Below are 10252 nucleotides of genomic sequence, written 5' to 3'. Positions count from 1 at the left end.
CTGCGGGGGCTGCGCCGCCGCGGGCTGCTGCCACTCGGGCTGCTGGGGCTGCTGGGGCTGCGTCGGCTGCGACGGCGGCAGCGGAGCCGTCGGCTGCTCGGGGGTCTCGCTGCCGGGTGCGTTCGGATCGGACATGGCCGGTGTGCTCCTCGATTGTTCCTGTCGGCATCCCGGCCTTGCGCTCGGAGGCGAGCGATGGATCCGGGTGTTCTCCACGCGCGGACCGCGAACGACCCCCGCGCTGCAATCCTATGTGTTCATCGGATGAGGCCGGCAAGGCCGTTCGGCAGGAGTAGCGTGGGGGCTATGGAGTTTATCGGCGCGATGCCCACGGTTGACCTCACCTACTCGGACGTGTTCCTCGTGCCGAGGCACTCGGACGTGGGAAGCCGTCTCGGGGTGGATCTCGCGCCCACCGACGACACCCCAGCGACGCTGCCGCTCGTCGCGGCCAACATGAACTCGGTCACGGGGCCGCGCCTCGCGGCGGTGCTCGCGCGGCGCGGCGGTCTCGCCGTGCTGCCGCAGGATCTGTCGCGGGACGACGCCGTGCGCGCGATCCGCTGGGTGAAGGAGCAGCCCGGCTCCTTCGACACGCCGCTCGTGCTGCCGGCGGAGGCCACGGCCGAGGATGCGCTGGGGCTGATCCCCCGAGCGGAGGGCCAGGCCGTCGTGGTGGTCGACGGCGAGCGGGCCGGCAGCGCCCCGTCCGGCGCGGGCGACCGGATCCCCGCCGCCGCGATCCGGGGAGTGCTCTCGGCGGCGAGGCTCGCCTCCGTGCCGGCGGATGCGCGCCTGGGCGATCTCGTGCACGGCGTCGCGCCGGTGCTCGACGCCGCGGAGCTGGAGGAGCCCCGCGCGGCGTTCGACGCCGTCGCGGCGGTGACCGGCGCGGGGTCGGAGGGGCACGGCGCCGAGGCCGTCTGCGTCGTGTCCGACGGGGTGCTCGTGGGCACGCTCTCGCAGCGCTCCGCCCTGCGCCGCTCCCTCTACCGGCCCGCGTTCGACGGCGACGGCCGGCTGGCCGTGGCGGTCGCGGTCGGCATCAACGGCGACGCGGTCGAGAAGGCGCGGGCGCTCGCCGCCGCGGGGGCCGACGTGCTCGTGGTCGACACGGCGCACGGCCACCAGGAGGGCATGCTGCGCACGCTGCGCGCGATCTCGGAGCTCGACCTGGGTCTGCCCATCGTGGCCGGCAACATCGTCACCGCCGACGGCGCGGGCGACCTCGTCGCCGCGGGCGCCTCGATCCTCAAGGTGGGCGTGGGCCCGGGGGCGATGTGCACCACGCGCATGATGACGGCGGTCGGCCGCCCGCAGTTCTCGGCGGTGCTCGAGACGGCGCAGGCCGCGCGCGAGCTCGGCGCCCACGTCTGGGCCGACGGCGGGGTGCGCTACCCCCGCGACGTCGCGCTCGCGCTCGCCGCCGGGGCCGCGTCGGTGATGATCGGATCCTGGTTCGCCGGCACCGCCGAGTCTCCGGGCGAACTGCGCACCGACGCGGAGGGGCGGCAGTACAAGGAGTCGTGGGGGATGGCCTCGACGAAGGCGGTGCAGGACCGCTTCGGCGCGCTCGACCCCTACGAGCGGGCGCGCAAGGAGCTGTTCGCCGAGGGGATCTCGTCCTCCAGGATCTACCTCGACCCGCAGCGGCCGGGCGTCGAGGACCTCATCGACATGATCACCTCGGGCGTGCGCTCGTCGTTCACCTACGCCGGCGCCCAGAACCTGCGCGAGTTCCACCTGCGCGCCCACGTCGGGCTGCAGTCGGCCGCCGGCTACGAGGAGGGCAAGGCGCTGCCGGTGAGCTGGTAGCCGCGCTCCCCGGCGGCCGCCGGCCGGGATACGGGAATATGCGGGGCGAATAGAATGGTCGGGTTGGCCTCGACGAAGGAGCATCGGTGAAGTACATCTCGACCCGCGGCGGCATGGAGCCTGCGCCGTACAGCGCGATCCTGCTGGAGGGGCTCGCCACGGACGGCGGGCTCGTGGTGCCGGAGACGGTGCCGCAGGTGCCGGCGGAGCAGATCGAGGCCTGGCGATCCCTCGCGTACCCCGAGCTCGCCACCGAGATCCTGAGCCTCTACGCCACCGACATCCCGCGCGACGACCTCGCCGCGATGTGCCGCGCCGCCTACCGCGCCGAGAGCTTCGTGGCGGACGAGATCGTGCCTCTCACGCCGCTCGAGGACGGGATCGCGCTCGTCGGCCTGTCCGAGGGGCCCACGCTCGCGTTCAAGGACATGGCGATGCAGTTCCTCGGCCAGTCGCTCGAGTACGTGCTGGCCCGCAGCGATCGCGCGCTCAACATCATCGGCGCCACCTCCGGCGACACCGGATCGGCCGCCGAGTACGCGCTGCGCGGCAAGGACGGCATCGCGGTGTTCATGCTCTCGCCCCAGGGCCGCATGAGCGACTTCCAGCGCGCGCAGATGTACTCCCTCGCCGACGACAACATCCACAACATCGCCGTCGCGGGCGTCTTCGACGACTGCCAGCAACTCGTGAAGTCGCTCTCGGGCGACCTCGAGTTCAAGCGGGCCAATCACCTCGGCACCGTCAACTCGATCAACCTCGGCCGCATCAGCGCGCAGATGGTCTACTACTTCTGGGCCTGGCTGCGGGCGACCGACGCGCTGCCCGAGGCCGATCGGGCCGGCTTCGAGGTCTCGTTCACGGTGCCCTCGGGCAACTTCGGCAACATCCTCTCGGGACACTTCGCGCGCGCGATGGGCCTGCCGATACGCCGCCTGGTGCTCGCGGCCAACGAGAACAACGTGCTCGACGAGTTCTTCCGCACCGGCGTCTACGCGCCCCGCGGCGCGGCCGACACCTTCGCGACGTCGAGCCCATCGATGGACATCTCGAAGGCCTCGAACCTCGAGCGCTTCGTGTTCGACCTGCTGGGCCGGGATCCCGAGCGCCTCGCCGCCGCCTGGCGCGAGCTCGACGAGACGGGCCGGATCGACCTCACCGCCGAACTGCCCCGATTCGAGGCCGAGTTCGGCCTGCAGAGCGGCACCAGCACGCACGCGGATCGCGTCGCGACGATCCGTTCGGTGTTCGAGCGGAACGGCGTGCTGATCGATCCGCACACCGCCGACGGCGTGAAGGTGGCGCGCGAGCGCGTGGAGCCGGGTGTGCCGATGCTGGTGCTCGAGACCGCCAAGCCCGCCAAGTTCCCCGACATCGTGTTCGAGGCGACCGGGGAGCGCATCGGCATCCCCGAGCACCTCGCGGGACTGCTCGAGCTGCCGCAGCGCGTCACCGAGATGGCCGACGACGAGGCGGAGCTGCGGGCGTTCATCGCGGATCGCGCGGTGCAGCGGTAGGCGCCGGGCGGCGGGCGCCCCGCCGGAGCGGGGCGGCCTCGCCGACGAGCCGTGCGGGATCCACCCGGAAGCCGGTCCGAGCTCCTAGTCTGGGTGACGACGAACGGAGGTCCGAGATGTTCGGATGGTGGGGGAGACGCGAGATCGAGGATCGCGTCGCACGGCTCGAGGCCCGCGAGACGCCGGGCCCGCGCGCCGCGGCGGAGGTCGTGCGGGCGAAGCGGGTCTGGGGAGACGGCTTCGGCCTGCTCGCAACGCGATCGCTGCAGATCATCATCGTGCTGGTGCTGACCGCCGGTGCGGTCATCGGTATGCGCACGCTGTCGACGGTCGTGATCCCGATCCTGCTCGCGCTCATCTTCGCGAGCACGTTCTCGCCGGTCATGGCGTGGATGCGGGCCCGACGGGTGCCGGCGGCGCTCGCGACCGTACTCGTGCTGCTCACGATCGTGCTGCTACTCACGGGCGTCGGCTGGCTCATCGTGTGGGCCGTCAGGGATCAGTGGGACGATCTCTCCACCCAGGCGCAAGAGGGCTTCACGCAGGTGATCGACTGGGCGCATACGCTGCCCTTCCTGCCGGAGGACGCGCAGCTGCAGGAGTGGTGGGATCAGAGCGTCGCGTTCCTCACCGACTTCGTCACGAGCTCGCAGTTCGGCTCGGGCGCGCTCGCGGGAGTCGGGGCGGTGACGAGCTTCGTCACGGGCCTCATCCTCATGATCGTGGTGCTGTTCTTCTTCCTGAAGGACGGGCCGCGCATCTGGCGCTTCCTGCTGCGCCCATTCGAGGGCGAGGCGCTCGCACGCGCGGAGCGGGCCGGCGAGAAGACGGTGGCCACGCTGGGATCGTACGTGCGGGGAACGGCGGCGGTCGCCTCGGTCGACGCGATCGGCATCGGGATCGGCCTCTTCATCCTGCAGGTGCCGCTGGCCCTCCCGCTGGCCGTGCTCGTCTTCGTGCTCTCGTTCATCCCGCTCGTCGGCGCCACGATCGCCGGGATCCTCGCCGCGCTCGTGGCGCTCGTGGCCAACGGCCCGCTGAGCGCGGTGCTCGTGGTCGGCGTGGTCGTGCTGGTCAACCAGCTCGAGGGCAACTTCCTGCAACCGGTGCTCATGGGGCGCGCGCTCAAGCTGCACCCGCTCGTGATCCTGCTCGCCCTGACCATCGGCACGGTGCTGAGCGGCATCCTGGGCGCGGTGCTCGCCGTGCCGATCGCGGCCGTGGCCTGGGGGATCATCCAGGTGTGGGACGGGCCGGGGCTGCCGGCGAGGGCCTTCCGGCCCAAGCCGGGCGACGACCTCGCCTAGGACCCGCGAGCGCGGGGGATCGCTGCTGGTCGCGGTGGGGCTGACCGCGGCCGTCGCCTCGGTCGGCTGCTGCTCGCCGGCGCACCCCACTGGGGGTACGCGGTGGCGGTCACGGTGTCGGTGGTGCTGCTGACCTTCGACGGAAGCGGGGCGATCTCGGGCGACCTGCAGCGCGTCGTGATCACGGTCGCCGCCGGGGCGGCGACGGCCGCAGCGGTGTCGGTCGCAGCGGCGCTGCTGCTCCGCGCGCAGTTCGAATGAGTGCCGGCCGCTGCAGCTGAATCGGGGGCCGTCGTCCGCGCGCTCTGCGCTACGCTGAGAGCAGCCGAGCGAGGGCGCAGCCGTCCCCGCCGATCCGGTGAGAGGAGCGAATCATGCGTCTGCTGTTCCAGATCATCTCCCAGGTGGTGCTCGCCGCGATCGGGTTGATCGTCGTGCACTTCGCGCTCCCGGGCTTCGAGCTGCACGTCGGGGGCTTCCTCACCGCGCTCGGCGTCTTCACGGTCGCCCACGCGGTGCTCGGTCCCTTCGTGCTCAACCTCGCGCAGCGCTACGCCGCGCCGCTCGCCGGCGGCGTCGGCCTCGTGGCGACGCTGCTCGCGCTGTGGATCGCCTCGCTGTTCCAGGGCGGCATCGAGATCCACGGCGTCGAGACGTGGGTGCTCGCCCCCATCATCGTGTGGGTGATCACCGCGCTCGGCGGCTGGATCTTCATGGCCTTCGTCATCGACAAGTGGCTGAAGCGCCGGGCCGCGCAGAAGGTGATGCGGCAGGCGAAGCCCTGAGGCCCGGGCGGGTGGAGCGCCCCGCCGCTCGCCGCGACGCGGTGCTGCTGGCCGAGCGCGTCGCGGTGGAGCTCGAGGGCGCCGTGCTGCTGCCGGAGACCTCGGTGGAGCTCTCGCCCGGTCGATGCCTGGCCGTGCGCGGGCCGAACGGGGCGGGGAAGACGACGCTGCTGCGCGTGCTCGCGGGGCGGCTGCGGCCGAGCAGGGGCTCGGCCCGCCTCGTACTGCCGGGCCGTGCGGACGTGCTCGACGAGCGCAGACGCGAGGTGCGCGAGCACGTCGCCGCGCTCATCGAGCCCCCGACGCTCTATCCCGATCTCACCGTCCGCGATCAGCTCGCGCTCATCGACGCGGCCTGGGGCGCGGTGCGCGGCGGCGATGGCGCGCCGGCCTGGGGCGGGCTGGGCGAGGAAGCGCTCGAGTGCTTCGGCCTCGGGGCGCTCGCCGACCGCTTCCCCCACGAGCTGTCGAGCGGGCAGCGACAGCTGGTCTCGCTCGCCGTGACCCTCGCGCGTCCCTGCTCGGTGCTGCTGCTCGACGAGCCGGAGCAGCGCCTCGACCCGGATCGCCGCGCTCTCGTCGCGGAGGCCCTGCTGGTCGCGGCGGAGGCCGGCGCCGCCATCGCCTGCGCCTCGCACGACGCCGAACTGGTGGCGCGGGTCGCCGACGATCAGATCCTGGTGGGGGCGGAGTGAGCCCCATGGGGGACGCGCCGCGGAGCGGCCGATGAACCCGGGCACGGGGCGCGCCGAGGTGCGCGAGATCCGCGCCGTGCTGAGACGCCGGGGCGACCGCATCGGGGTCTCCGAGGTCTCGTACCGCATCTATCTCGCGGTGATGCTCGCCATCATCGTCGGCGCTCCGGCGGTCCGGGGCGTCGTGCTCTGGCTGCGGGACGCCCTGACCGGCGGGGTTTCCGGTGCGACGGCGGGCGCGGCGGGCGCCCCGGGATCCCTCGTCGCCGCGGCGCTCACCGCGCTCACCGCCCTGCTCGTGCTCGCCGCGGCGCACGGGGGACCCGTCCACGCCACCCTGCCGCAACTCGACCTGCTGCACACGACCCCGATCTCGCGCGCCCGTCTCCTCGCCGCGCCCGTCCGCGGCGGATTCGCCGCGGGCGCCGCGGCGGGTGCGCTGCTCACCGGTCTGGTGGCCGCGGCACGGGCGCTCCGCGGCGAGCTCGACGTCGAACTCGCCGCCGCCCTGCTGCTCGCCGGCACCGGCGTGGGAGCGCTCGCGGCGGGTGCGATGCTCGTGGGGCAGGCGGGCCGGCGCGTGCGCGCCGCACTCGCGATGTCGCTCGTGGTCCTGGCGCTGATCCAGTGGGGTGCGGGCACGCCGCCCGACCCCTGGTCGGCCGTCGCCCGCCTGCTCGGGTCGGTGGCGGGCGCGGAGCGGCCGGTCGGTCTCGGGGGTCTCCCAGACTCCCCGCTCGGGCTCGCGGCGATCCCGCTGCTCGCCGGAGCCGCGCTCGCCGCGCTCGCGCCCGTCCTCGTGAGCCGCATGCGCTGGGAGGCGCTGCGCGAGCAGGCCGCCGGCGCCGACGTGGTGCGGGTGCTCGCGGTCTCCGGCGATCTGGGAGCCGCACTCGCGAGGCTGGGCGCCCCCGTGCGCACCGGCCGCCGATGGCGGCTGCGTCCGGCTCGGGGTCTCGCGGCGTCCATCGTGCGCCGCGATCTGCTGGGGATCGCGCGCACTCCCGCGCGCAGTCTCGCGGCGCTCGCGGGGGTCGTGTTCGCGGGCGCGCTGTGGGGCCTCGGCCTCGCCGCCGACGGCCCGGTGCCGGCAGGCCTGCTCGGGGCGGGATCGCTGCTGCTCGCCTTCGTCGCCGCGGCCCCCTGGTGCCGGGGGCTCGCGGCGGCCGCGGCCGGATCGGGATCCGCGCCCCTCCTTCCGGCCGCGCCCGCGGGGCTCGCCGCACGGCACCTGATCGTGCCGGCGCTGCTCGCGGGCGCCGCGTATCTCGGGGGAGCGCTCTGGGGGAGCACCGTCCCGGCCGGGCTCGCCCCGGCGAGCACCGCGGAGATCCCGGGGTGGGCGCTCCCGCTCACGGGGCTGCTCCTCGTGGCGACCGCTCTGCTGCTGCGCGTGCTGTCGGCGTTCAAGGGGCCGCTGCCGATGAAGCTGCTCGCGCCGGTGCCGACGCCGATGGGCGACATGGCCGGCCTCAACGTGCTGCTCTGGAGCTTCGACGGGCCGATCAACGCGGCGCTCGTCGGCGCGCTGCTCGGGGCGCTCTGGCGGCTCGGGATCGCTGCGGGCGGATGGCCCGTCGCGGCCTCGATCGTGTCGCTACTGCTGCTCGCCGGCCTGCTGGCCTGGGCGCTCGCGCGGGCCGCCCCGAGCGCGCAGGCGAGGTGATCCCGCCTCGCGCGTGTCTCCGCGGCCCGGAATCAGGCGGGACACACCCGGGATGCGCGCCTCGATTTGGCGTGAGGCGCGGAGGTGTGCCAAGATATATGAGTTGCCACGGCAGCGGGGTGAGAATCCCGAGGCCTGGAAGCGTCCGGCCCCATCGTATAGCGGCCTAGTACGCCGCCCTCTCACGGCGGTAACGCGGGTTCGAATCCCGCTGGGGTCACCGGAGAGAAAACCCCCGCTCAGGCGGGGGTTTTCTTGTTTTTCGGGTTGGGTGCTGAAACGGCGCTAAGCGGCTTTTGGCAACATATTGGCAACATCCGATTGCATCGCCGCCAAGTCGAGCGCCGTGGCAACACTGTCGAGGTCGTCATCGAACAGGTCGGCGTACACATCGAGGGTCACCGCTGCCGAAGCATGCCCGAGCATCCGCTGAACGGCCTTCACGTTCGCCCCGGCGCTGACGGCGAGCGATGCCGCCGTGTGCCTCAGCTCGTGGGGAGTGAGGCCCTTGAGTCCAACTGAGGTCGCGGCTGCATCGAACCAGCCGACGCGGTAGACGTGATTGCGCAGCCAGGTGCCGGTGCGGATGCCATAGAACACGGGAGCATCGGCATCGCGTCCGGCGACCTGGGCGCGAAGCAGGCGGACGAGAAACGCGGGGATCGGGATGCTGCGGTGTTCGTAGTCCTTCGGTGGCTCGATCCGCTGATAGCCCTTATCGGCGACGACGGTCTGCTCGACAGCCAAGCGTGGGTTCTTTGCGTCGAGGTCGAGGTCGCAGATTCGCAGGCCTGACAGTTCGCCCCAGCGCAGGCCACAATATGCGAGCACGAGCACCACGAGGCCGTAGCCGTAGTCTCGACCGTCCTTCATCTCGTCTATCGTCTGCGCGAGCGCCGCGACCTGATCGTGCGAGAGATACCGCTTGCGGGTCTTCGTCAGTTTGGGGAGCTTGAGTCGTTCGGCAGGGTTCGACGCCAGGCGCTCGTCTTCGACCGCGAACCGGAGTGCCCCCGAGAGTACGTTCACGATCTTCCGTACCGTCGCAGGGGCACCCGGTAGCGCCGACGCCCACTCCTGCGCCTGAAGCCGGGTGAGGTTGCCGATGGCGGTGCTGCCGAGTTCGGGAGTGATGTGCTTGTCGATGATGTTCTCGACGCGGCTGCGTGTCGTCGCGCGCAGGTCTCCTCGCGCCGCGAGCCAGGTTTGGAGCCATTCGGCGACGGTCACCCTCGCGCGCGAAGGGTCGAGGTAGCGGCCCTGAGAGATGCTGACCTCGGTCTTCGCCAGGAACAGCTCAGCTGCCTTCTTCGTCGTGAAGCCGCGCTTCTGGGTCTGCTTCTTGTCGGGGCGGCGATAGAGGGCACGATAACGGCGGCCTTTCGCAGTCTCGTACGCCTCTATGCTTCCCATGATCCTTCGCCTACTTCTCCAAACCAGCAAGACGCCGCACGTCAATGCGGCGGTACACGCGCTTGTGCCTCGTGAGGGGGATCGGCTCCACGGGGGCTTGTCCTGAGAGCGCGAGAGTGCGCAGGGTCGTGCGGTGGATGCCGAGCAGCGAGGCTGTTTCTTCCTCGGAGTAGAACAGCGGAGCGTGCTCCTGATCCTCTGCGGGAGCGGTGTGCTTGCTCATCGCGACCTCCGAGTAGCTCAAACTACAGCTGCAATTGCAGCGAGTATTTTAGATTAAACCACAACACGCCGATTGCAGCAAGTGTTTTAGTTGCTCGTCTTGCTCGCTAGAATCGGGATATGTCCACCTCCTCCGGTCACCGCCCCGGCGATCAGTCCTACGACGGGTTGATCGTGCAGGACGACCTGCCCGACGGCTGGTATCTGCCTGATCGCTTTCCGGGGGAGCGGGCCGACGATGCGAGCGCGTTCCTGGACGAAGCACTCGGCTACAACGATCAGACAATGACTGCGGAGGACCGGCAGGCGCAGCTCGACTCGGAGCAGAACGAGACGATCGACGGTCGCTGGCGCTACATCGAGCACTCGGCTACCGCGACGCGCGTGTTCATCCGCCTGCAACGTCAACAGTTCGCCGTGCCGGAGGAAGTGAAGATCACCGGCGTCGTGTACTTGCCGTGGCGACCGGGTGATCCCATCTCTAGCCAAGACCTCCGGGCGCTTCCGACGGCTCGGATCGAAGCGGCCATCAACGAGCGTCTGTTCGCCATGAAGCGAACGGTCACGATTGCGGGCGGGAAAATCGCCTTGCCATCCGGCAGGAAGATCAGCGAGCGGGATCTGCTCAAGCCACTGGGAAACCCGAAGCAGACGCCGGACTTCTACGAACTCGTCGCTCTCCAATACGGCAGGCTCGCCGCTCAGGGTGACGAGGCTCCAGCGGTCACGATGGCGAAGATCAACGGCGTCGCGCACGCTACCGCGCAGGGCTGGCTGGTTCGCACCCGCGCTCGGGGGCTGCTGCCTCCCGGTCGCCGAGGCTAGCGGGAAG

Annotated in this window: 10 protein-coding genes and 1 tRNA gene; 9 read left to right on the top strand and 2 right to left on the bottom strand. The window is 71.5% G+C overall.

Going from position 1 to position 10252, the window contains the following annotated elements:
* The first annotated feature begins 306 nt into the window (after positions 1-306).
* From guaB1 to ACWKZU_RS14055, 8 genes are all read left to right on the top strand, one after another.
* Complete coding sequence (gene guaB1 / locus ACWKZU_RS14090) at positions 307-1815, top strand: GMP reductase (protein WP_449282963.1); 1509 nt, start codon at positions 307-309, stop codon at positions 1813-1815.
* Between the two features lie 86 nt (positions 1816-1901).
* Complete coding sequence (thrC, locus tag ACWKZU_RS14085; protein ID WP_449282962.1) at positions 1902-3332, top strand: threonine synthase; 1431 nt, start codon at positions 1902-1904, stop codon at positions 3330-3332.
* A gap of 116 nt (positions 3333-3448) precedes the next feature.
* Positions 3449-4639: an AI-2E family transporter gene (locus tag ACWKZU_RS14080; RefSeq protein WP_449282961.1), complete on the top strand. Its 1191-nt coding sequence runs from the start codon at positions 3449-3451 to the stop codon at positions 4637-4639.
* A gap of 102 nt (positions 4640-4741) precedes the next feature.
* Positions 4742-4900, top strand: a complete 159-nt coding sequence (locus tag ACWKZU_RS14075) for a hypothetical protein (protein ID WP_449282960.1) — start codon at positions 4742-4744, stop codon at positions 4898-4900.
* Between the two features lie 113 nt (positions 4901-5013).
* A complete protein-coding gene (locus ACWKZU_RS14070) occupies positions 5014-5424 on the top strand; it encodes a phage holin family protein (protein ID WP_449282959.1) in 411 nt (136 codons plus the stop codon).
* Between the two features lie 11 nt (positions 5425-5435).
* The gene (locus ACWKZU_RS14065) at positions 5436-6119 is read left to right on the top strand and encodes an ABC transporter ATP-binding protein (RefSeq protein ID WP_449282958.1); all 684 of its coding nucleotides are present in this window, start codon (positions 5436-5438) and stop codon (positions 6117-6119) included.
* A gap of 31 nt (positions 6120-6150) precedes the next feature.
* Positions 6151-7785: a hypothetical protein gene (locus ACWKZU_RS14060; RefSeq protein ID WP_449282957.1), complete on the top strand. Its 1635-nt coding sequence runs from the start codon at positions 6151-6153 to the stop codon at positions 7783-7785.
* A 147-nt stretch (positions 7786-7932) separates the two neighbouring features.
* Positions 7933-8005 (top strand) — tRNA-Glu (locus ACWKZU_RS14055).
* A 65-nt stretch (positions 8006-8070) separates the two neighbouring features.
* On the opposite strand, the gene ACWKZU_RS14050 is transcribed toward ACWKZU_RS14055, so the two are convergent.
* A complete protein-coding gene (locus ACWKZU_RS14050) occupies positions 8071-9198 on the bottom strand; it encodes a tyrosine-type recombinase/integrase (RefSeq protein WP_449282956.1) in 1128 nt (375 codons plus the stop codon).
* Between the two features lie 10 nt (positions 9199-9208).
* Positions 9209-9421 carry a hypothetical protein gene (locus ACWKZU_RS14045; protein ID WP_449282955.1) on the bottom strand — a complete coding sequence of 71 codons (213 nt, stop codon included), beginning with the start codon at positions 9419-9421 and terminating at the stop codon, positions 9209-9211.
* Between the two features lie 119 nt (positions 9422-9540).
* Between ACWKZU_RS14045 and ACWKZU_RS14040 the strand changes: the two genes are divergently transcribed.
* Positions 9541-10245: a hypothetical protein gene (locus ACWKZU_RS14040; protein ID WP_449282954.1), complete on the top strand. Its 705-nt coding sequence runs from the start codon at positions 9541-9543 to the stop codon at positions 10243-10245.
* The last annotated feature ends 7 nt before the right edge of the window (positions 10246-10252 follow it).

Source organism: Leucobacter sp. (assembly GCF_053528595.1).
The sequence above is the reverse complement of the archived record's forward strand: the minus strand, read 5'-3'. Positions and strand labels throughout refer to the sequence as shown.